This window comes from Mergibacter septicus, assembly GCF_003265225.1.
In the GTDB taxonomy this organism is placed as follows: domain Bacteria; phylum Pseudomonadota; class Gammaproteobacteria; order Enterobacterales; family Pasteurellaceae; genus Mergibacter; species Mergibacter septicus.
Window position 1 is genome coordinate 751142 of record NZ_CP022013.1, and the last position, 23864, is coordinate 775005.

General features: G+C 33.1%; 21 protein-coding genes and 1 riboswitch. Of the genes, 9 read left to right on the forward strand and 12 right to left on the reverse strand.

The window, feature by feature from the left end; genetic code table 11:
* The first annotated feature begins 214 nt into the window (after positions 1 to 214).
* From CEP47_RS03665 to CEP47_RS03685, 5 genes are all read left to right on the forward strand, one after another.
* Entirely contained in the window at positions 215 to 1423 is a 1209-nt protein-coding gene (locus CEP47_RS03665) for an acetate kinase (protein WP_261920905.1), read from the forward strand.
* A 69-nt stretch (positions 1424 to 1492) separates the two neighbouring features.
* Positions 1493 to 3631, forward strand: a complete 2139-nt coding sequence (gene pta / locus CEP47_RS03670) for a phosphate acetyltransferase (RefSeq protein ID WP_261920904.1) — start codon at positions 1493 to 1495, stop codon at positions 3629 to 3631.
* Positions 3632 to 3766: 135 nt separating this feature from the next.
* The gene (gene erpA, locus CEP47_RS03675; protein WP_265474553.1) at positions 3767 to 4108 is read left to right on the forward strand and encodes an iron-sulfur cluster insertion protein ErpA; all 342 of its coding nucleotides are present in this window, start codon (positions 3767 to 3769) and stop codon (positions 4106 to 4108) included.
* Positions 4109 to 4158: 50 nt separating this feature from the next.
* Positions 4159 to 4539, forward strand: a complete 381-nt coding sequence (locus tag CEP47_RS03680; protein ID WP_261920903.1) for a YacL family protein — start codon at positions 4159 to 4161, stop codon at positions 4537 to 4539.
* A gap of 177 nt (positions 4540 to 4716) precedes the next feature.
* Positions 4717 to 6081 (forward strand): L-serine ammonia-lyase, encoded by a 1365-nt coding sequence (locus CEP47_RS03685; protein WP_261920902.1) that lies wholly within the window; start codon positions 4717 to 4719, stop codon positions 6079 to 6081.
* Positions 6082 to 6167: 86 nt separating this feature from the next.
* On the opposite strand, the gene fabA is transcribed toward CEP47_RS03685, so the two are convergent.
* A complete protein-coding gene (gene fabA / locus CEP47_RS03690; RefSeq protein WP_265482672.1) occupies positions 6168 to 6728 on the reverse strand; it encodes a 3-hydroxyacyl-[acyl-carrier-protein] dehydratase FabA in 561 nt (186 codons plus the stop codon).
* 120 nt (positions 6729 to 6848) lie between these two features.
* Complete coding sequence (locus CEP47_RS03695; protein ID WP_261920900.1) at positions 6849 to 8699, reverse strand: Lon protease family protein; 1851 nt, start codon at positions 8697 to 8699, stop codon at positions 6849 to 6851.
* Positions 8700 to 8872: 173 nt separating this feature from the next.
* Between CEP47_RS03695 and matP the strand changes: the two genes are divergently transcribed.
* A complete protein-coding gene (matP, locus tag CEP47_RS03700; RefSeq protein ID WP_261920899.1) occupies positions 8873 to 9331 on the forward strand; it encodes a macrodomain Ter protein MatP in 459 nt (152 codons plus the stop codon).
* Positions 9332 to 9339: 8 nt separating this feature from the next.
* On the opposite strand, the gene CEP47_RS03705 is transcribed toward matP, so the two are convergent.
* The 10 genes from CEP47_RS03705 to CEP47_RS03750 all read right to left on the reverse strand — a co-directional run bounded on the left by CEP47_RS03705 (position 9340) and on the right by CEP47_RS03750 (position 19056).
* Complete coding sequence (locus CEP47_RS03705) at positions 9340 to 9969, reverse strand: LysE family transporter (RefSeq protein ID WP_261920989.1); 630 nt, start codon at positions 9967 to 9969, stop codon at positions 9340 to 9342.
* Positions 9970 to 9991: 22 nt separating this feature from the next.
* Positions 9992 to 10489 (reverse strand): phosphatidylglycerophosphatase A family protein, encoded by a 498-nt coding sequence (locus CEP47_RS03710; protein WP_261920898.1) that lies wholly within the window; start codon positions 10487 to 10489, stop codon positions 9992 to 9994.
* Positions 10490 to 10496: 7 nt separating this feature from the next.
* On the reverse strand, positions 10497 to 11522 hold the full coding sequence (gene thiL, locus CEP47_RS03715) for a thiamine-phosphate kinase (RefSeq protein ID WP_261920897.1): 1026 nt from the start codon (positions 11520 to 11522) through the stop codon (positions 10497 to 10499).
* A 21-nt stretch (positions 11523 to 11543) separates the two neighbouring features.
* On the reverse strand, positions 11544 to 12221 hold the full coding sequence (locus CEP47_RS03720) for an NTP transferase domain-containing protein (protein ID WP_261920896.1): 678 nt from the start codon (positions 12219 to 12221) through the stop codon (positions 11544 to 11546).
* Positions 12218 to 13162: a DMT family transporter gene (locus CEP47_RS03725; RefSeq protein WP_261920895.1), complete on the reverse strand. Its 945-nt coding sequence runs from the start codon at positions 13160 to 13162 to the stop codon at positions 12218 to 12220. The genes CEP47_RS03720 and CEP47_RS03725 overlap by 4 nt, the downstream gene beginning before the upstream one ends.
* An 11-nt stretch (positions 13163 to 13173) precedes the next feature.
* A complete protein-coding gene (locus CEP47_RS03730) occupies positions 13174 to 14073 on the reverse strand; it encodes a choline kinase family protein (protein WP_261920894.1) in 900 nt (299 codons plus the stop codon).
* A complete protein-coding gene (locus CEP47_RS03735; protein ID WP_261920893.1) occupies positions 14070 to 14867 on the reverse strand; it encodes a LicD family protein in 798 nt (265 codons plus the stop codon). The genes CEP47_RS03730 and CEP47_RS03735 overlap by 4 nt, the downstream gene beginning before the upstream one ends.
* 167 nt (positions 14868 to 15034) lie before the next feature.
* The gene (ilvN, locus tag CEP47_RS03740; protein ID WP_261920892.1) at positions 15035 to 15535 is read right to left on the reverse strand and encodes an acetolactate synthase small subunit; all 501 of its coding nucleotides are present in this window, start codon (positions 15533 to 15535) and stop codon (positions 15035 to 15037) included.
* Positions 15535 to 17253: an acetolactate synthase 3 large subunit gene (locus CEP47_RS03745; protein ID WP_261920891.1), complete on the reverse strand. Its 1719-nt coding sequence runs from the start codon at positions 17251 to 17253 to the stop codon at positions 15535 to 15537. The genes ilvN and CEP47_RS03745 overlap by 1 nt, the downstream gene beginning before the upstream one ends.
* Before the next feature lie 255 nt (positions 17254 to 17508).
* Entirely contained in the window at positions 17509 to 19056 is a 1548-nt protein-coding gene (locus CEP47_RS03750; RefSeq protein ID WP_261920890.1) for a Na+/H+ antiporter NhaC family protein, read from the reverse strand.
* Positions 19057 to 19156: 100 nt separating this feature from the next.
* Positions 19157 to 19338, reverse strand: a riboswitch (Lysine riboswitch).
* 236 nt (positions 19339 to 19574) lie between these two features.
* Here CEP47_RS03750 and CEP47_RS03755 point away from each other — a divergent pair.
* From CEP47_RS03755 to nrdB, 3 genes are all read left to right on the forward strand, one after another.
* Positions 19575 to 19985, forward strand: coding sequence for an H-NS family histone-like protein (locus CEP47_RS03755; protein WP_261920889.1), 411 nt, complete (start codon positions 19575 to 19577; stop codon positions 19983 to 19985).
* A gap of 387 nt (positions 19986 to 20372) precedes the next feature.
* The gene (gene nrdA / locus CEP47_RS03760) at positions 20373 to 22643 is read left to right on the forward strand and encodes a class 1a ribonucleoside-diphosphate reductase subunit alpha (protein ID WP_261920888.1); all 2271 of its coding nucleotides are present in this window, start codon (positions 20373 to 20375) and stop codon (positions 22641 to 22643) included.
* A 79-nt stretch (positions 22644 to 22722) separates the two neighbouring features.
* Positions 22723 to 23853 (forward strand): class Ia ribonucleoside-diphosphate reductase subunit beta, encoded by a 1131-nt coding sequence (nrdB, locus tag CEP47_RS03765; protein WP_261920887.1) that lies wholly within the window; start codon positions 22723 to 22725, stop codon positions 23851 to 23853.
* Positions 23854 to 23864: the final 11 nt, after the last annotated feature.

Consider the following 23864-nt stretch of genomic DNA (forward strand, 5'->3'; position numbering starts at 1 on the left):
TAGGATATTTCTATCACTCAATAGAGAAAAATGCTTATTCTTTGCAATTAATGACAAAAAAATTTATTAAATTTTTTTAAATTTTAAACTTTTTTATTTTTCTTGATTGCAACAATTTATTTTCAGTAGTTAAACGTGTATCCTATCACGCAACATTTTTCTATCAGCTTATCATTTAAGCAAATGTTATTTATTACAACTCAAGGTGAACTTTATGACACAAAAATTAGTGCTTATTCTTAACTGCGGTAGCTCGTCTTTAAAATTTGCAATTTTAGATCCTAAAACGGGTGAAGAAAAATTGTCAGGTTTAGCTGAAGCATTTCATTTAGATGATGCTAGAATTAAATGGAAATTAAATGGTGAAAAAGGCACTTCTGCCTTAGGCGCTAAAGCAGCACACAGTGAAGCATTGAATTTTATCATCAACCAAATCTTCCCATTAGATCCAAGTTTGAAAGAAAACGTAGTTGCAATTGGACATCGTATTGTACATGGGGGTGAAAAATTTACGTCATCAGTGGTCATTAATGATGAAGTGATTCAAAGTATTAAAGAGGCAATTCAATTTGCACCATTACACAACCCAGCCCACTTAATTGGTATTGAAGAAGCATTCAAAATGTTCCCAGAATTAAAAGAAAAGAATGTTGCTGTATTTGATACCGCTTTCCACCAAACTATGCCGGAAGAAGCCTTTTTATATGCTCTGCCATATTCATTATATAAAGAACACGGTGTCCGCCGTTATGGTGCTCATGGTACTAGCCATTTATTTGTTGCACGTGAAGCTGCAAAAATTTTAAATAAAGCTGAAGATCAAGTAAATTTAATCACCTGCCATTTAGGTAACGGTGCTTCTGTCACTGCAATTCGTAACGGAAAATCGGTTGATACTTCAATGGGATTAACACCACTTGAAGGTTTAGTCATGGGAACACGTTGTGGTGATATAGATCCTGCTATTATGTTCTATATGCACAATAATTTAGGTATGGATGTGGCAGAAATTGAAAAAACATTAACGAAACAATCAGGGTTATTAGGATTAACAGAAATCACCAGTGATTGCCGTTATGCTGAAGATAACTATGATACTGAAATTCCTGCAAAACGTGCATTAGATGTTTTTTGCTACCGTTTAGCAAAATATATCGGTGCTTATATGGCAGCTGTTGGTGAAAAAATTGATGCAATTATCTTTACTGGTGGTATCGGTGAAAATTCAGGGCATGTACGTGAATTAACATTAAGACATTTAAAAGCATTTGGTTATGAAATTGATGAACAACGTAATTTAGCCGCTCGTTTTGGTAAAGATGGCATAATTACAACAGATAATTCACCATTAGCAATTGTTATTCCTACTAACGAAGAATTAGTTATCGCACAAGATACTGCTAACTTGTGTATTGATGCTTAATCATTATCTCCGTACTGCCGACATTTGTCGGCAGTTTATTTTTGCTTAAAAAATATCAAAAGGTTAAATATGTCTCGTACTATTATGATTATCCCAATTAGTCTTGGGGTTGGTTTAACTAGTATTAGTTTAGGCTTAATCCAAGCCTTAGAACAAAAAGGGGTAAAAATAGGGTTTATAAAACCTATTTCTCAGCCATCTAACGGTGGAGAAGATGGTTTAGATCGTACTACTACTATCCTCTATCATACTCCAACAATAGAAACAGCTAAAACCTTCACTTCTGGTTTAGCCGAAAATATGATTAGCCAAAATCAAACTGACGTATTATTAGAAAAAATTGTTGAACGTCATCAGAAATTGGCTAAAAGTAATGAAGTTGTAATTGTTGAAGGTTTAGTGCCTACTCGTAATCATTCATATGCCAATAGCATTAACTATCAAATTGCACAAGCTCTTGATGCTGAAATCATTTTAGCAGCAACACCGGGTTTAAGTTCAGCCTCAGAATTAAAAGAACGTGTTGAGGCAGCAGCATCTTTATTTGGCGGTAAGAGAAATCCAAATTTATTAGGTGTAATCATTAATAAATTTAATGCACCAACAGATTCTATCGGACGCATTCGTCCAGATTTAGCTGAAATTTTTGATTCCTTCCAACACGCTCATATCAGCGAAAATGAAATTATTCAACAGTTTAATCACAGCCCAATCAAATTACTTGCATGTATCCCTTGGAATGCAAATTTAATTGCAACACGAGCAATTGATATTGCAAAACATTTAGGGGCATCAATTATTAAAGAAGGCGAGATACATACTCGTCGTATCAGTGGTATTACTTTCTGTGCGAGAAGTTTACCAAATATGGTCGAACATCTACGCAGTGGTAATTTAGTTGTAACTTCTGCAGATCGCCCTGATGTAATTGTTGCAACTGCTCTTGCGGCAATGAATGGGATAAAAATCGGTGCAATGCTACTTACTGGTGGTTATAAATTAGATAGTCATATTGCAAAATTATGTGAACAAGCATTTGAAACAGGCTTACCTATTTTCAGAGTTGAAGGCACCACTTGGCAAACAGCGTTAAGTTTGCAAACCTTCAATCTTGAAGTCCCAGCAGACGATAGAGAACGTATTGAAGCAATCAAAGAATATATGGCAGCACAAATCGATCAAGAAACCATTAATTCATTGGTAGCTGATAGTGCTCGTGTTCATCGTTTATCTCCACCTGCATTCCGTTTCCAATTAACTGAGTTAGCACGTCAAGCGAAAAAACGTATCGTTTTACCTGAAGGTGATGAACCTCGTACCGTTAAAGCAGCTGTACTTTGTGCTGAACGTGGTATTGCACAATGTGTATTATTGGCAAATCCTGCAGATGTACAACGTGTTGCTGAAGCACAAGGGATAGAATTGGGTAACGGAATTGAAATTATTGATCCTGCTGAAGTCCGTGAAAAATACGTCGCTCGCTTAGTAGAATTACGGAAAAATAAAGGTATGACGGAAGAAAAAGCCCGTGAACAGCTAGAAGATACCGTTGTATTAGGTACAATGATGTTGGAAGCTGATGAAGTTGATGGCTTAGTATCAGGTGCAGTACATACCACCGCAAATACCATTCGCCCACCATTACAAATCATTAAAACTGCTCCGGGTAGCTCTTTAGTTTCTTCAATTTTCTTTATGCTTCTTCCTGATCAAGTTTTAGTTTATGGAGATTGTGCGATTAATCCTGATCCAACTGCAGAAGAACTCGCAGAAATTGCGATTCAATCTGCTGACTCAGCAAAAGCCTTTGGTATTGATCCTAAAGTTGCAATGATCTCTTACTCTACTGGTACTTCAGGTCAAGGTGCTGATGTTGAGAAAGTAAAAGAAGCGACCCGTTTAGCACAAGAAAAACGTCCAGATCTTATGATCGATGGGCCGTTGCAATATGATGCTGCAGTGATGGAAGATGTTGCTCGTTCAAAAGCACCTAACTCCCCTGTCGCAGGAAAAGCAACTGTTTTTGTGTTCCCAGATTTAAATACGGGTAATACTACTTATAAAGCAGTACAACGTTCTGCGGATTTAATCTCTATTGGCCCTATGCTACAAGGTATGCGGAAACCAGTAAATGATTTATCTCGTGGTGCGTTAGTTGATGATATTGTTTATACAATCGCATTAACTGCTATTCAAGCTACACAATAAATAATAATTCAAATACATTCCCCCACTGCTACAAGGAGGGGGAATTTTTCAGAATAATATCCCTCCCGTCCTTGAAGATTTAGCTTGCTTATAAGATAATAAGTTAATTTAATTTATACTAAGGAACAAATAGATATGAGTGATGTTGCCGTACCACTTAATTTTACTGATGCAGCAGCAAATAAAGTAAAATCCTTGCTTGAAGGGGAAGAAAATCCAAATTTAAAACTACGTGTTTATATTACGGGTGGTGGTTGTAGTGGTTTCCAATATGGTTTTACTTTTGATGAACAAGTCAATGAAGGCGATATAACAATAGAAAAAACAGGTGTAATGCTAGTTGTCGATCCAATGAGCTTACAATATTTAATCGGAGGAACGGTAGATTATACAGAAGGTCTCACTGGTTCTCGTTTTATTGTTGATAATCCAAATGCGACAACAACGTGTGGATGTGGTTCTTCATTTAGCATTTAATCATTAGCCCGCTTAGCGGGCTTTCTAATAACTTTAAAGGTGTAGTAAAAATGGAATATCAATTTTTAAGTGATCGATATGCTAAAGTAAATGTGAAATGCTCAATGGAACACCAAGCTATTGCTCATTGGATCAATACAGAAATTCACGGCGATTTAACTAAATTAAAGCAAGTCATTGACCTTATTCAACAATCTAAAATTCATCATACAAAAGAATACCAATTTTTAGGGCGAGAATACTCTCTTTTTCTATCTCAAATGGAAGTGATAGTAAAAGCTAATGGGTTAATGGAAGATGAAAATCTTGATGAAATAAATGAAATGCTAGATGAAGGCTTGCATCTTTATGATGAAGAAAGTTTTGCAATTTGTGGTCTAGACGATTTTTATCATTTTATCTTAGCTTATCAACAATTTTTACAAGCATAACTTAGCAATACTTTTGTGACAATGTCACTTAACTATCCTTTAATTAAGTTATTCTCTGATAGACTATCTATCTTCTCTAATTTACGCTTAAAATTCTCTTTGATTTACTGATATTTAACTATGCAATATGGTAATATTAGCTCGCCAAAATAAATAGAAATAAAAATATAGGTATGTATGATTAGTGTATTTGATTTATTCAAAATAGGGATTGGTCCTTCTAGTTCTCACACTGTAGGTCCAATGAAAGCAGGGAAAGCATTTATTGATCACTTAAAACAAACAAATCAATTACCGCTTGTCGATCGGTTACAAGTTGAAGTCTTCGGCTCCCTTGCAATGACAGGAAAAGGACATAGCACTGATATTGCCGTCATAATGGGATTAGCAGGTTATCTTCCCCATAATGTAGAAATTGATTTTATACCTCAATTTGTTGAACAGGTAAGAAATAGCGGACGTTTACCGTTATTACAAGGAGAATATGAAGTTGAATTCGTTATTGAACGAGATTTAATTTTTCAGTATCGGTTTTTACCTCGACACGATAATGCAATGATTATCCACGCATATAGTGCAGATGAGATAATTTATAGCCAAACCTACTACTCTATTGGTGGTGGTTTTATTGTTGATGAAGATCATTTTGATCAAACTGTTGAAGAAAAAGTACGCGTCCCTTTTCCATATCAAAATGCGGCAGATATTATTTCTCATTGCCATAATAGTGGCTTACCTATTTCAGGTATTATGCGACAAAATGAGTTAGCCCTACACTCAGCAGATGAATTAAGCCAACATTTAAGTTCGATCTGGGAAACAATGCATAATTGTATTAAACGGGGTTTATCCACAGAAGGCTTATTACCGGGACCATTAAAGGTACAACGCCGAGCGACCGCTTTGCGGCGAGTACTAGAAGCAAATAACAATCTCTCTAATGATCCAATGAAAGTTATCGATTGGGTAAATATGTTTGCTTTAGCTGTCAGTGAAGAGAATGCCGCAGGTTCAAGGGTAGTTACCTCGCCAACTAATGGTGCTTGTGGCATTGTTCCAGCCGTTTTAGCCTATTATGATAAATTTGTTACCCCTTTAACTGATGAAATGAGAGACTGTTATTTTCTAGCCTGTGGTGCAATAGGTTCTTTATATAAGATGAATGCTTCTATCTCAGGGGCTGAAGTTGGTTGTCAGGGAGAAGTAGGGGTAGCGTGTTCTATGGCAGCAGCAGGACTTACTGAGATTCTTGGTGGTTCACCCGAACAAGTCTGTATGGCAGCCGAAATTGCGATGGAACATAACCTTGGTTTAACCTGCGACCCAGTCAGTGGACAAGTTCAAGTCCCATGTATTGAACGTAATGCGATTGCATCAGTCAAAGCAATTAACGCAGCTAGAATGGCGTTACAACGTACAACAGCACCCCGAGTCACATTAGATAAAGTGATTGAAACAATGTACGAAACAGGAAAAGATATGAATGCTAAATATCGAGAAACTTCACAAGGTGGTTTAGCCATTAAAGTCATTTGTGATTAATTTATTATTCAATAAAATTAAAGCAGGTTATCTAACCTGCTTTTTTATAAACTCTAAATTAGATGTGATAAAAAGAATATTCCTTTTTAAAAAGCTGAAGTATCTTGGAAAAGTCCTACTTTTAAATCTGTAGCGGTATAAATCACTTTACCATCGACTTCAACTTCTCCATCAGCAACACCCATCACTAATTTACGATTAATCACACGTTTCGTATGAATACGATAGACCACTTTTTTGGCTGTTGGTAAAATTTGCCCTGTAAATTTTACTTCTCCAACACCTAAAGCACGCCCTTTTCCTTTACCACCGATCCAACCGAGATAGAATCCTACTAATTGCCACATCGCATCAAGCCCTAAACAACCCGGCATAACAGGATCGCCAATAAAATGACAATCAAAAAAGAATAAATCTGGTCGAATATCCAATTCTGCTTCAATATATCCTTTACCAAATAATCCTTTTTCTTCATTCATTTCAATAATACGATCCATCATTAACATTGTTGGCGCAGGTAATTGTGGACCATCAGCTCCAAATAACTCACCTCGAGATGAAGCTAATAACTCTTGATAAGAATAAGAAGGTTTTTTATAACTTGTTTGTACAGCTTCTTCTGTATTGAGTGTTTCAGTGTGTTGCATTCGTAATCCTCTAAAATAAAAAATAAACCCTAAATATAGGAATTATGACGATTTTTCAATTCTAGCAAACTCTTAAATAAAAGAAAATAGCTAACACTTGTTAGCTATATATCAATTTAGTTAATTATTTTTTGCTATTTTTTCTTCTGTTTTTTCTTTATATAATCGTTGAAAATAACGATATACGCGAAAAGGAACAGATGTAAGCCAATTTTTATATTTTATGCGATGTAAACTGCTATTTTGTTCAATTCGATTTGAGATTAATTCAATTAATGATGACTCTTTTTGACGGTTATGTTGATTCTCCTCTGTATCTAAAAGTTCTCGTTTAAATAGGATTTTTATCACTTGTTCAACATTTTCAACTGCCCAGATATGAAATTGTTGCTGTTCTAGTGCAACCAATACCTCTGGTGATAAACTCAATTGTGAAATGACTACCGCAGGAATGATAACACCTTGTTTCCCAGTTAATCCTCTCTGTTGGCAAATTGAGAAAAAGCCTTCTATCTTTTGGTTTACACCACCAACACTATGAACTAAACCAAATTGATCGATGCTTCCTGTTAATGCAATGTTTTGCGGTAAAGGTAACTCAGCTAAAGCACTGCATAAGACGCAAAATGCCGCTAAAGATGCACTATCTCCGTCAATTTCAGTATAGGACTGTTCAAAAACTAATGACGCAGAAAAAGGAAGTTGAGATTGTAATTCCAATAAATTAGCAAGGCACGCTTCTGCAATCATCATACCTTTTGCATGTAAATTACCCGCTAATTCATTTTTTCGTTCAATATCTAATAATTCGCCTTCACCAAAACGTACCACACAACTTATCCGACAAGGTTCCCCGAAACTGAATGGTAAACCATCATACTCTACAACAGATAAACCATTGATTTGCCCAATCTCTTCACCATCAGTAGCAATATAAACTTGTTCATTTAAAATTTCAGCATAAACCCGTTGTTGTAATAAATTCCGTTGAGCAACTTTTGCTTGCCACCAATTATCTATATCTTCTACCTCAATTTGAGAAGAAATAGCACTTAAATGGGATATTTGCCGTAACTGATCTGATAATGAAACTGGTAGTGGTAATAAATAGCGATCTTCACTTTCTCGAATACTTAACTGGTATAAACGGTTAATTGCCTGATCGCTAATTGTCGGTTGTATAGTATCAACAGCAACAGGTAAATTTTTAACTAAACTACGAATATAGTTCACCCATTTTTCAGTAATCAACTTTTGTTCTTCTGAAAACATAAGGTATTGGTCAAGTTCAGCATAGTCAGCAAAAGAATACAGGTGTGGAGAAAGTGTATTTAATAATCCTAATTCTTCTCTATCACCAATTAAGATAACTTTAAGATCGAGATTATAACCGGGAATTTGACAAGGTAATGGTTTAAAAGGATTGCAACTCACCCATTCAAAACGTTGAGTAAGTAATATTTTTTCTAAACGTTGCCATAACGCTGGATTTTCTAAAAATGGTGCTACTGGTAAGATTAAGATACCACCATTAGTTTGATGAACTAAACCTGCTTGTAACTGCAATTCCACTGAAACAGGCGGTTGTAGTACATATCCAAACAGCAGATTTTCATCAAATACCATCGTACTTTTTACTTGATAATGAGCAATAAAATTATCTTGTTTAGATTTAGCGGTTTCAAGCGTAATTCTATATTCCCCTGAAGCATGATGACTCACTCGATAATGAACACCAGTCAACTGCTCTGTTTCAGTAAAATAAGCCAAAAGATACTTTTCAATATTTTGAAAAGTTGTAATATGATTTTCTCCTTTTAAGATTAATAATTTAGATACAGGATCTGTAACAAAATTTTGTAACGCTTTTTCAGCTCTAGGTTGTAAGTCAAAATAAGAAACAGATTGATACTCTACGGGAATAGTTAACTGAGGTTCAAGATTTTCTCGACTTAAACGAAATAAATTCACATTTTTCTCACTTTTAAATAGCTGTTTAAATTTACTGGGTTAAGCGGATATTATACACAAGATAAGTCCAAAACGACTAAATAAAGCTTGTAAATTTAGCTTCTCTATTCTACACTTTTAGTTACACTGTAACTCTAAATACTAATAATTTTACTATCAAACAGGCATTTATAATGAAATATCAAAAATTAGATAATCAAGAATCACATTGGAAATGGCTTTATTTAACAAGAAAAGCACGTGAAGGAGAAAACATCACTGCCTATCAAGAAAAAAGTCGTGCCGTTGCAGAGACGGAAAGATTAATAGAATTACTTCACCAACCTGAAGCAATTAATCAATGGATAGCCAATTATCTATCGCCAGAATTAATTGTTAAACTTGATCAAGCAATCAGAGCAAAAAGAAAACGCTTTTATAATGCTGAAAAAAAACATACGAAAAAAAAATCAATCGATTTAGACTACAAAGTCTGGCTTCGTCTTTCACGTTATTCAAAAAAAATGAAAATGACTTTATCCGAAACAATTATGTATATGATTGATGAAAGAGAAACAAAAGCTCGCTATGCTGATCAAGTATCCATCATGCGAGCAAGTTTAAAAGAGTTGTTAGAACAGGAGAAAAAATAGTCTTCCTATTAAAGCATGAAATAACCATAGGCAGTATAAATTAAATACCCACCAAAACAGCTAAAAACAATACCAGCAAAACGATCTAACCACAGGCTATAAGTAGCATAAAGATGTTTTGCGATTTTGTGGGAAAATAAAATCGCAACTAAATAAAAATAGAGAAAGGTTTCGACAATAATAAGGAAAAAAACAATAAGAATTTGTTCGATACCATTTAAGCCAGATAAATATAAAGACATAACGCTACTAAAATAAATAACGACTTTTGCATTAGATAAATTTACCATTAATCCTTTTATAATTTCGTGCCACCAACTAGTTTGACGATTAATTTCAACCTCTGTTAATGCACTAAAAACTACTTTCTGTTTTGAACGCAACATTTTGCTTCCAATATAAGTTAAATAACTTCCACCTAATAAGACAATAATACCGTGTAATTCTGGATTATTATGTAGAAGAATCGCTAAGCCTAAAATTGCGGAAGCCGCCCAAAAACATACTCCAATTGTAATCCCTACCACAGCACAAATAGCATTACGCCGACTACTACCTGTTGATGTTTTAGTGATATAAAAAAAATCAGGTCCCGGTGTCATTAAACCAATTAAATGTACAAATAAAATATTCCACAACATCTTATTCCTCTATGCTTTACTAAAATAACCACTGTAATAATAATAAGCCTAAAATTGTATAAATTGCAGCTAGAAGATCATCAAACATAATACCAAAACCATTATCTAATTTATGATCAAAATAACGAATAGGTTTAGGTTTGATAATATCGAAGAAACGAAAAAGAAGAAAAGCAAAACTCACCCACACTAAATTAATGGTTGGAATTGTAGTTAATACCAGCCAAACAGCCACAATTTCATCCCATACAATCGCACCGTGATCGTGAACTTGCATATCATCAGAGGTTTTTTGACAAAGATAGCAACCTAAAGCAAAAGAAAAAAGGATAAATAATAAAAAGAAAGGAATAGAAAATAATTTTAATAATATTACACCAGTAACTAGTCCTACTAAAGAACCCCAAGTCCCCGGTGCAACTTTTATTAATCCTGAACCAAAGCCAACCGCTAAAAAATGAATAGGATTACTTAATTTTATACGTTCTAATGCAAGTTGATATTGTTGATCTGCCATAGATATTCTAACCTTTAAAATGATCGAACCCCTGTAAGTTTGGAAACTCAACGAGTTGACCTTTACGTTCAAAAAATAACTGACTACCTTGGATAATCTGTCCAATCTTAGTATAAGGTTGTTGTAAATTATTTAGCACCCTTTCTACTTCAGTGCAATTTTCTTCACTTACCGTAAAACATAATTCATAATCTTCACCACCACTAATCGCACTGATTTCAGCTTGCTGTTTTCCTAACTGACGCAATAATGGGGCAGATAAAGGTAAATTTTCAAGCGCAATAACTGCACCACATTGACTACGGTTTAAAATATGCCCTAAATCAGAAATTAACCCATCAGAAAGATCAATAGCAGCATTAGCAATGCCCGCTAAAGCCGTACCAATTAATACCCTAGGCGTTGGTCTTAAATGTCGTTCAATAAGATATTTTTGATCTTTATTCCAATTTTGAATATTGCTATTTGTATTTTGTTCTAACAATAACTGACATCCCGCTGCACTATCTCCTAAATAGCCTGAAACATAAATCCAGTCTCCAACCTTAGCAGTATGCCGATACAAAATTTTATTTTCAGTTAATATACCGTGAGCAGTTAAGGTAAGCGAAAGTTTTCCTCGAGTGGTATCACCACCGATTAAATTAACATTATATTGATTGAGAATAGAAAATAAGCTTTCACTAAAACGAGATAACCAACTATGTTCAACACTAGGTAAAGTTAAAGCTAATGAAATCCAAGCAGGTTCTGCTCCCATTGCTGCTAAATCACTTAAATTAACTGCAACTGCTTTATAAGCTAAATCGGCAGGATCAATTGAAGGCAAAAAATGCGTATCTTCAACCAAAGTGTCTGTTGTCATTGCTAAATATTGATTTGATTTTAAACAAGTTACAGCACAATCATCGCCAATTGCTAATTTAACATCTTGGCGTAAACTACCGTTTAAGCTATTAGTATTTTCCCGATTAAAATAGTAACGAATTAAATCAAACTCTCCGTTATGTTGATTTTGTCTATCTTGCAACATTCTCACTTTGTTCCTTAAAAATTATTTTTGCAAAGATAAATAATCCTCTAAATTATCCATCTCTCCAGCATCATTTTGGTCTAGAAGAATAGTTTTCACTTGTAAGTTTTCTAATAAACCTCTTGGAATATCGTCCCAATATAATTTAGGGTTTGATAATAAATCAGGCATCATAAAATTATTTAAGGCTTTTTTTATTTTTCCACTCTCAACGGGTTTCCAATATGAAACACCCAATAATGACGGACGATTTTCACTGCTAACCATAATTTCTTCAACAAACCCTTGTGAATTAACCTGCGGTATCCACTCATTATGAGTTTTTTCACGTTGAATTAAAAAATAACTACTATAGTCATTTTGAGGTAAAAATATATTTTTAAATAATACTACATCAGCATCAATAACATAAGAATGATGAAAATTATCTATCGCTTTAAAAAAAGAATAAATATTATTATATTCCGCATATTTTTCATTATAAACTAACTTTACTTGGTATTTATCAGTTAGATATGATAATAAGTGGCTATTATGTCCCGTTACGATTGTAATATCATAAATTTTTGCTTGATGTAAATATTCTATTGTTCTCTCTAAATTAGGCTTTCCTTTAATATTAAATAAAGCTTTATGGTTATTTTCAGTTAATTCTTTAAAACGAGATCCTAATCCTGCTGCTAAAATAATTGCATTCATTTTTTATTCCTTTTAAGAGATACGGTTATGACTGAAAATAAGATAAAACTAGCACCTAAAATAGTTTCCCAGCTTATTGATTGATAAAATAATGAAAAAATCACCACCCACAACATATAACTAATATTTAAATTAATTGCATATACAGCACCAATTTTGTTAATTGCTTGATAATAACAAAAATAAGATAATAAACTTAAAATAGAAATAGGTATTAATTTTAATAAAAAAATAAATAAATTTATTTCTGTTAAAAAAATCTTTTCTTTTAGAAAGATAAAAAATAATATTATCCCTATACTGCCTAATCCTATTGAACAGCAATACCTAATTGCAAGTAGTAATTCTGGTGGAAATAATTGTATATTATCTTTCTGATTAGAATAATAATCACATAAAATAGCCTCAGCTCCCCAACACATTGCACTACTAAAAGCAAAAATAAAACCTAATACACTTAATAGATCTAGATGAATACCACCTGATAAAATGATGATACCAATAACAGTCAATATAATAGCAGAATATTGAATGAAGGCGAGTTTTTTACCTAAGATGAAACGGCTTAACAATACCGCTATCACTGGATAGATAGATGAAATAATGGCTGTATTTTCTGCTCCCATACTAATTAATGCAATAACATAACAGAGCATTCCAAGAGGACAAATCAAGAAAAACCATCCGTGAGATAAAATAGTTTTCTTCTGTTGAACTATTTGATTAATAATATTCTTTTTATAAAAAATCAATAAAATTAAGGCATATAACTCGGTAAATAAAAAAATAACAATGGATATAAAGCCTAATTCATATAAAGAATTAGGGAAATTAATAATATGGTTAATCAGTGTAAGATTACAAGCCCATAAAAAACCTGAAAGCAAACCAAAATAAGTACCCTGTACTGAGATATTAAATAGATCTAATTTTAATTTCATTTAAATACCACTTAATATTTTATTATATAATCAGCATATAAAGCTTTAGCTTGCTCTAAACGACGATATTTGTATGAGCCAAAATTATCCCCATTTGCTTCTTTAATTAAAGTCCACAAATACCATAATGTATTTTGTAATATTTTATAAATAATAATTTTTTGCTTTTGTTTTTCTCTTTCTAATTGAGTTAAATCAGAGAAATAAGACACAATAAAATCATTTTCTGCTTGAGGACTAATACTAGTTTCTAAAAATAATGAAGCCAAATCCCAAGTAGGGTCATTCATAGATGAATATTCCCAATCAATTAAATATAATTTTTCCTCATTATTGCCTTCCCCCATCACAAAATTTTCTGCGACTAAATCATTGTGGCAAGGTTTATTTTCTATCCCTAATTCAACTAATTTATCATATAAAGAAAGTGCTTTTTCTTCAAATTCAAGAAAATCTTTTTCGAGAATAATTCCATATTTTTTAATTAAATTTTTATAATGTTTATACTCTTGAAGATAGTCTAACTTATTTGAAAATTTTATCTCTGAATTATGCAATAATTTTAGTAATGATAATATTTTATCTAATTTAGCTGAAATTGAATATGGTGATAATGTCCTTGCTGATGGAATATATTCAGTAACTTTATAACCATTTTTTTCATCAAAGAAAACTATTTTGGGATTAATACCTAAATTTTGAGCTAAAACACTATTTTCATATTCATTATATCTGTTAATTAAATCATTAGAACCATTTCCAGAAACTCTGAAAACAAAGCGTTCTAAATCCTTTGTTGTAATTAAATAATTACAATTTGTCATTCCTCCAATTATCTGACAATCGATTATTTTCTCTTGAGGATAATGAAGAAATTGACAAAATAAATTCACTATTTGTGCTATATTCATCGTAAATATACCTCAACATTATGCCCAATACGCTCTTCTTTAGGTGGTAGTTTCATATAATCACCATAATATTGAGATAAAAAACGGTCATATTCTGCAATCACAGGAAATTGATACCCTTCAAAGTCAAGATTAATCATATTAGTAAACATCTCTTTGGTATAAATATTTTTACTAATATCTCTATCTGGTACGGTACAAGCGGCAATGTAATTTGTATTTGGGTAGGTGTAATTTAATTTGGTTATTTTATCTAAGAAATAATAAATTGAAGGGATTTTTCGACTATATTTTTTAGCAATTAAATTAAGTAAAGCACCATGTCGATAAAAATGAGTTAACATCTTCTTATAAAAACGATGCTTACGTAAAATCTTTTGCTGTTCTTCTTGGTTAGAAGGAATATTATCTAAAGGAAAAATATCAATAAAAATACCGTACTCTATAGCACGTTTATTTATTTGTTCGATCAATAAAGTGTCTTTATCAAAAAACTTTGCAACATATCCAATAAAAAAATTTTCTGGGCTTTCTATATCCCATAATTTATATTTAGTTGTTAATGAATTATTTTCTTTTTGCCAACAAGTTACAAATTTATCATATTGCTCTCTTAGCATAAAGACATCAATATCATCATCCCAAGGAATAAAACCTTGATGACGTACAGCTCCGAGCATTGTTCCGTAAGCAAGGGAATACTGAATTTGGTGTTCTTTACAAAATTGATCAAAGATAAGAAGAGTGTTGAGTAATAACTGCTTATGTTCTATTGCGGTTATTTTTTGTTTCATTTATAACAACCTGATAAATATACAATAATAAATTTGGCTATTATATATAAAATTACATATTGTGTAAAAACATCGGCAGTGACTTTAAGTAATTTGGCTTGATAATATGTATGATTAAATTCAATAGTTAAGAACTTTTTCTTAACCATTGAATTTTATTGACAACATTAACGAGCAGATAAGCAATTTTTCTCCCCTCGAGATAAACTAATTAAGCCAGAGCGAGCAATTTCGATAATATTCGTTTCATTTTTGACTGCTTTGATAAATGCATCTAATTTATCCGTATCCCCACTTAGTTGGATAGTGTACGATTTTGGTGTGATATCAACTATTTGCCCACGATAAATATCACACATACGTTTTAATTCATCTCGTGTATTACCATGTGCTTGAACCTTAAGTAGTAGAATTTCTCGTTCAATATGTTCCACTTCACTTAAGCTAATGACTTTATAAACATCAATCAATTTATGGAGCTGTTTTTCAATCTGTTCTAAAATTGTTTCATCTCCAACGGCTTCAATCGTCATTCTTGATAATGTTGGATCGTCTGTCGGTGCTACGGTTAAACTTTCAATATTAAAAGCTCGTTGAGAAAATAACCCTACTACTCTAGATAATGCCCCTGTTTCATTTTCTAATAAGACTGATAAAATTCTACGCATTAGCTTCTCTCCGTTTTACTTAAAAACATTTCATTCATTGCACCACCACGAATCAGCATTGGATAAACGTGTTCGGTTGCATCAACATTAATATCAACAAATACCAATTTGTCAGGTATTGAAAATGCTTGTGTGAGTTTCTCTTCTAATTCTGAAAAATGATTAATTTGGATCCCTATATGGCCATAGGCTTCAGCCAATTTTACAAAATCAGGTAAAGAATTCATGTATGACTGTGAATGGCGACCTGAATAGATCATATCTTGCCACTGTTTTACCATACCTAGAAAACGATTATTTAAACTAATAATTACGATCGGAATTTCGTACTGCTGTGCGGTAGATAATTCCTGAATATTCATTTGGATACTTCCATCACCTGTTATGCAAATAACCTTTTCTTGTGGGTGAGCCAGCTTAACGCCTAAAGCTGCAGGTAAACCAAAGCCCATTGTGCCTAATCCACCAGAATTGATCCAACGACGTGGTTTATCAAAAGGATAATGTAAAGCGGTGAACATTTGATGTTGCCCAACATCAGAAGCAATATAAGCCTCCCCTTTGGTTAAACGATAAATTGTTTCTATAACTTGTTGCGGTTTGATAACTTCTTCAGAGATTTGATAAGCAAGGCATTTTTTTGCTTTCCATTGAGTAATTTTTTGCCACCAATCCACCAAACGGGTCTGTGCTTTAATAATGTCATCTTCATTTAAGAGCATTAGGAATTCATCTAAGACATTTTCAGCATTCCCTACAATTGGGATATCCGCTTTTACATTTTTTGAAATGGAGGTTGGATCAATATCAATATGAATGACTTTGGCATTTGGACAATATTTCGCTAAATTATTTGTAGTACGATCATCGAAACGGACGCCTATTCCAATAATCAAATCACTATGATGCATTGCATTATTCGCTTCATAAGTACCATGCATACCTAGCATACCTAAAAATTGTTGATGACTGCCAGGAAAACCACCTAATCCCATTAATGAGGAGGTTACGGGTAAATTGAGATCCTGTGCAAATTGAGTTACCTTCTCAGCACAATTAGCTGCAATCACACCACCGCCAATAAAAAGAACAGGTTGTTTTGCCACTTGAATAGCTTTTAATGCTTTCTTAATTTGCCCCTTATGCCCTGTAATAGTTGGATTATAAGAACGTAAATAGACTTTTTCAGGATAATTATAAGGATATTTCACTTCTGGATTTAACACGTCTTTTGGAAAATCGATCACCACAGGACCGGGACGACCACTCGCAGCGATATAAAAAGCTTTCTTCATTACCTCTGGAATGTCAGTCGCATTTTTTATCATAAAGCTATGCTTCACAACGGGACGTGATATACCAACCATATCACATTCTTGAAAAGCATCACTGCCGATTAAGTTACTCATAACCTGACCTGACAAAATAACCAGTGGTACGGAATCCATATAAGCGGTAGCGATACCAGTGATTGTATTGGTTGCTCCTGGTCCTGAAGTAATTAAAACACATCCTACTTCTCCAGTTGAACGTGCATAACCATCTGCCATATGAACAGCACCTTGTTCATGGCGAACTAAAATATGTTCAATACCACCTAAAGTATGGATAGCATCATAAATATCTAATACTGATCCACCGGGATAGCCAAATAAATATTTGACCCCTTGATCACGTAATGATTGCACCACCATTTCTGCCCCAGATAATTTTTTCATACTTCCCCTCCTTAATAATGCCAAATTGCAAATTACTCTTTTTTGAGTGTAATTTCTTTTTACTGTAAGTTTTTTAGTTTGTCTATGTTTATTTTTTGACAGGACAAGAAAGAAAAAAGATTAAAATATCGAAATATTTAAATTTTTAGAATTAAATAAAGAAAAATTATCTAAAAATAAAAAAAATGCGACTTAATGTCGCATTTTATAAAATAATTAGAATTAAATTTTTTTATATTTATTTCGTTTTTATACTTATCTTGACACCGTATTCAGCACTGACGATTTATTTTTAAATAGCCATAGCAAGATGCTTAAACTTATTCCGCTGACAAGGAAGCCTAATCCTGTTGATTCCGTGAATCCTAAGCAGATAAAACCTAATAACGAAGCGACCGCAACAATTACAGCATAAGGTAATTGGGTTGTGACATGATCGATATGATGGCAAGATGCCCCTGTGGATGAAAGAATAGTTGTATCAGAGACTGGTGAACAATGATCACCACAAACTGCACCAGCCATTACCGCTGCCATGCAAGGTAAAATCATATTAGGATCGGCATTAGCCGCAATAGAAGCTGCAATTGGTAACATAATGCCAAAAGTTCCCCAACTTGTTCCTGTAGAAAATGCCATAACTACCGCAAGAATAAACAGTAAAGCAGGTAAAAATTCTGTGGTTAATGTTCCTGATACTAAAGTTGATAAATATTTTCCTGTTTGCATATCACCAACAACGGCATTGATTGTCCAAGCAAAGAATAAAATTGTAATTGCACCAGACATTGATTTAAACCCGACAAAAAATGCTGTGATATATTCTTTAAAACTAATTAATCTGAATACACATAAACTAACGACAACTAATGCAGCAATACCACCAACAACTAATGAAATTCCTACTGTTGTATTTTCAAAAGCACCTAAAATACTAAATGCCTTTCCATCTGCAATTAATGCCTGATAGCCAGTAAATATCATCATAAATACAGTGACAAGAATTAAAGTTAATATTGGTAATAATAATGCGTAAACTCGTCCATTCGTTGCTGAGTTATCCTCATTTGTTGCGATATTATTTGAACTTTCTAATGCTTTTTGTTCATGTTTTGCCATTGAACCAATATCAAAAGAAAAATATGCAACAATAAATACGGTAATTAATGCAAATAAAGCATAATAATTCATAGCACTCATTCTAATAAAAGCACCAATTGGGGAATAATCAGTCACAGCGTGAGTTGTTAATAAGCCAGCGACTAATGTCATTATATAAGCTCCCCAACTTGAAATAGGCATTAAAACACACATAGGTGCAGCCGTTGAATCTAAAATATATGCGAGTTTTGCACGAGAAACTTTAAATTTATCCGTAACTGGGCGAGCAATTGCACCAACTGCTAAACTATGAAAATAATCATCAATAAAAGTAAAAAAGACTAAAGATGCAGTCATTAATTTTGCACCTTTTCTATCTTTAATATGTTTTTGTGCCCAAGCCGCAAAGGCTTGATTACTACCTGAAATAGTTAAAATAGATGTTAATGCGCCTAATAAAAGTAAAAATATAATAATGTTTAAGCTATCATAATTAATACCTTCATCATACACCAAAGAAACAACACTATTTTTTATATAAATAATCGTATTTATCATATTGCCTTGAGTTAACATAAGTGAACCAACAATAATTCCAAGGCTTAAAGATAATAAAACACGACGTGTAATCATTGCTAAAGCTAATGCTAAAATTGGTGGTATTACCGACCAAGCTGATGTAGAAAAATTAGCTAATTCCATTGACCTCTACCTATAAAAATAAAGTGGGAGATCTACAGTAGTTATAACCCTGAATAAGAGGGATTTAAAAGGTGGGATAACAGAGATAATATTAACCAACCCTAACTGTAGCGCTCCATAGTTATAAATAATAAAAATACTATGGCAGTATCGCCCCTTTCGATAACGATACCAACCAATCAAGATGACGCTTGATTGATTTCGGCGGTTACTCCTTTCCCTTTTTTTCAACGTTGTCAGCTCGAAAAAGATACTTATAGTAATCGCACCTCTACAAATGTAGGATAGATAAAAGATTACAATAAGATAATGAAAATGCCAAGTTATTATTTAATAAAAAAGATAAATTACTTTTGTTTAAGATTATATCTGATTATTCTTTTTTAAATATATTAGATTTTATTTCAAACCGAATAATTTTCATATTTACCTCTAATTCTATTTAAGTTATGATTAGCGAACAATAATGCTATTTTACCTATTGGTACATTGAAATTTAATTTAATGGAGGTTCAAAGATGAACGAAACTTTAAAAGTATTGACCAATATTAGAAGTTTACGTGTATTAGCACGTGAATTAAGTTTAGAACAATTAGAAGCAATTGCAGAAAAAATTAATGCTGTTTTAGATGAACGTCGTCATGATGAAAAACAACGTTTAGAAGAGATTGCAGCGAAAAAAGCGAAAATTAATAAATATAAAGAATTATTAGAGCAAGAAGGTCTTTCTGCTGAAGATTTATTTGATTTAAATACAACAACAAGAGAAATATCCACGTCGAAAAAACGTGCAACTCGTCCTGCAAAATATAAATATATTGATGAGAATGGTGAAAGTAAAACTTGGACAGGACAAGGTCGTACACCAAAAGCAATTCAGATGCATTTAGATCAAGGTGGTAGTTTAGAAAGTTTTGAGATTAAATAATATTTTTAAAAAATAAAGATTATATAATCTTATCTATTATAAGTATTCATTCAAAATTAAAAGTTATTTAAAGTGCAATAAATTTAATTATTTATTGCACTTTTATTTTTACTATAAAAGTTTAATTATTACTCAATTAAAATTAGTATAACTGCTGTCATCTGTTTAGATCATCAGCAAACGTTTTACTTTCAACCTCAAGAGAATATTTTCGTATTGAGATATATTCTTATTTATTAACAAGTTAATTAATGTCAATAAATAATCGAAATTAAAAGTGCTTGAACTTTTTCAAAAACACACTATATTGTTGCTGCTTTCAAAAAAAACACTATATATTGTGTTTCTAATCTACAACACATCCACTTCTATACGGGTAAAATCAACATGAATAAAGCATTAATGGTAACAAAACGTGATGGCAGTCTAGAACCGTTAGATTTAGATAAAATCCATCGTGTAATTGCTTGGGCTGCTGAAGGATTAAATAACGTTTCTGTTTCACAAGTTGAATTACGTTCACAAATTCAATTTTATGAAGGTATTCGTACATCAGATATTCATGAAACTATTATTAAATCAGCGGCTGATTTAATTAGTAAAGATACTCCTGATTATCAATATCTTTCTGCTCGCTTGGCAGTATTCCACTTACGTAAAAAAGCCTATGGTCGCTTTGAACCTCCTCGTTTGTATGATCATGTTAAAAAATTAGTACGCATGGGAAAATATGATGATGCACTATTAACCGATTATTCTCGTGAAGAATGGGATTTAATGGATAGCTATCTTGATCACTGGCGTGATATGAATTTTTCTTATGCTGCAGTAAAGCAACTTGAAGGTAAATATTTAGTTCAAAATCGTGTAACAGGTGAGATTTACGAATCTGCACAATTTTTATATATTCTTGTAGCGGCTTGTTTATTTGCTCAATACCCGAAAGAAACCCGTTTGGATTATGTTCGCCGCTTCTATGATGCAACATCAACCTTTAAAATTTCACTACCAACACCAATTATGGCTGGTGTTCGTACCCCTACTCGTCAATTTAGCTCCTGTGTATTAATTGAATGCGATGACAGTCTAGATTCTATTAATGCAACATCTGCTGCAATAGTTAAATATGTATCACAACGTGCAGGTATTGGTATTAATGCAGGTGCAATCCGAGCTTTAGGTAGCTCAATCCGTGGTGGTGAAGCCTTCCATACTGGCTGTATTCCTTTTTATAAACACTTCCAAAGTGCTGTAAAATCTTGTTCACAAGGTGGTGTTCGTGGTGGTGCTGCAACTGTTTATTTTCCATTTTGGCATCTAGAAGTTGAAAGCTTAATGGTGTTAAAAAATAACCGAGGGGTGGAAGATAACCGTGTACGTCATATGGACTATGGTGTACAACTTAATAAATTAATGTACCAACGTTTAATCAAAGGTGGGGAAATTACTCTTTTTAGTCCATCTGATGTGCCCGGGTTATATGCGGCATTCTTTGAAGATCAAGATCAATTTGAAAAACTTTATACCAAATACGAACAAGATCCAACCATTAGAAAACGCCAAGTTAAAGCGGTTGAATTATTTTCGCTATTAATGCAAGAACGTGCGTCAACTGGTCGCATTTATATTCAAAATGTTGACCATTGCAATACACATTCACCGTTCGATCCTAAAGTGGCACCAATACGTCAATCCAACTTATGTTTAGAGGTTGCTTTACCAACTAAACCACTAACACATATTTATGATGAAAATGGTGAAATAGCACTTTGTACCCTTTCAGCCTTTAATTTAGGTACAATTGAAACACTTGATGAGTTAGAAGAACTCGCTGAATTGGTTGTGAGAGCTTTAGATGCATTATTAGATTATCAATATTACCCTGTTAAAGCAGCTGAAGTCAGTTCAAAAGGACGGCGTTCTCTTGGTGTAGGTGTCATTAATTTTGCCTATTATTTAGCAAAAAATGGCGTTAAATATTCAGATGGTAGTGCAAATAATCTGACTCACCGTACCTTTGAAGCAGTCCAATATTATTTATTAAAAGCATCAAATAAATTAGCTAAAGAAGTTGGAGCTTGCGATCTCTTTGATCAAACAACTTATGCAAAAGGTATTTTGCCTATTGATACTTATAAAAAAGATGTCGATGCTCTCACCCAAGAACCTCTGCATTATGATTGGGAAACATTACGTCAAGAAATCAAAACTTATGGTCTGCGTAATTCAACCTTAACAGCGTTGATGCCATCAGAAACATCATCACAAATATCTAATGCAACCAATGGAATTGAACCACCAAGAGGGTTTGTAAGTATCAAAGCTTCAAAAGATGGTATTTTACGCCAAGTTGTTCCTGAATATGAAAATCTTAGTGAAAATTATGAACTCCTTTGGGATATCCCAGATAATGATGGTTACCTCCATTTAGTTGGTATTATGCAAAAATTTGTTGACCAAGCGATTTCAACCAATACCAACTACGATCCACAACGTTTTCCAGATGGTAAGGTACCAATGAAACAGTTATTAAAAGATTTACTCACTGCGTATAAATATGGTCTAAAAACGCTCTACTATCAAAATACACGAGATGGCGCTGAAGATGCTCAAGAAGATCTAGATGATGGTTGTGCTAGTGGTGCATGTAAAATCTAAGTCATCATTTTAACTAAAAAGTATGATTGAGTGATTATTCATACTTTTTGAATAAATAAGCTAAAAATTGGAGTCTATTATGGCATATACTACCTTTTCTCAAACTAAAAACGATCAATTAAAAGAACCTATGTTTTTCGGTCAAAACGTGAATGTAGCACGTTATGACCAACAGAAATACGAAACATTTGAAAAATTGATTGAAAAACAACTCTCTTTCTTCTGGCGTCCAGAAGAAGTAGATGTTTCTCAAGACAGAATTGACTATCAATCTTTACCTGAACATGAAAAACATATTTTTATTAGTAATTTAAAATACCAAACTTTACTTGATTCAATTCAAGGTCGTAGTCCAAATGTCGCATTATTACCTTTGGTCTCAATTCCTGAATTAGAAACTTGGATTGAAACTTGGACATTCTCTGAAACGATTCACTCACGTTCATATACCCATATTATCCGTAATATTGTTAATGATCCTTCAGTTATCTTTGACGATATTGTCACTAACGAAGAAATTATTAAACGTGCGAGAGATATTTCATCTTATTATGATGACTTAATTCGAGATACTCAGCTTTACACTCTATATGGTGAAGGTAATTACACTGTTGATGGGAAAGAATGTAACGTTACTTTACGTAGTTTAAAACGTCAATTATACCTTTGCTTAATGAGTGTTAATGCACTAGAAGCAATTCGCTTTTATGTTTCTTTTGCCTGCTCTTTCGCTTTTGCTGAACGCAAACTAATGGAAGGAAATGCTAAAATTATTAAATTTATTGCTCGAGATGAAGCATTACATCTTACTGGCACACAGCATATCCTCAATATTATGGCGGCAGGCCAAGATGATCCAGAAATGGTTGAAATCGTAGAATCTTGTAAACAAGAAGCCTATGATCTCTTTGTAGCGGCTGCAGAACAAGAAAAAGAATGGGCAGAATATCTATTTAAAGACGGTTCAATGATTGGTCTTAATAAAGATATTCTATGTCAATATGTTGAATATATTACTAATATTCGTATGCAAGCTGTAGGCTTACCACTTCCATTTGAAACACGTTCTAACCCTATTCCTTGGATCAATGCTTGGTTAGTTTCAGATAATGTACAAGTAGCCCCACAAGAAGTAGAAGTTAGCTCCTATCTTGTAGGACAAATTGATTCTAAAGTTGATAGTAATGATTTTGATGATTTCAATCTGTAAAAAGCATAATT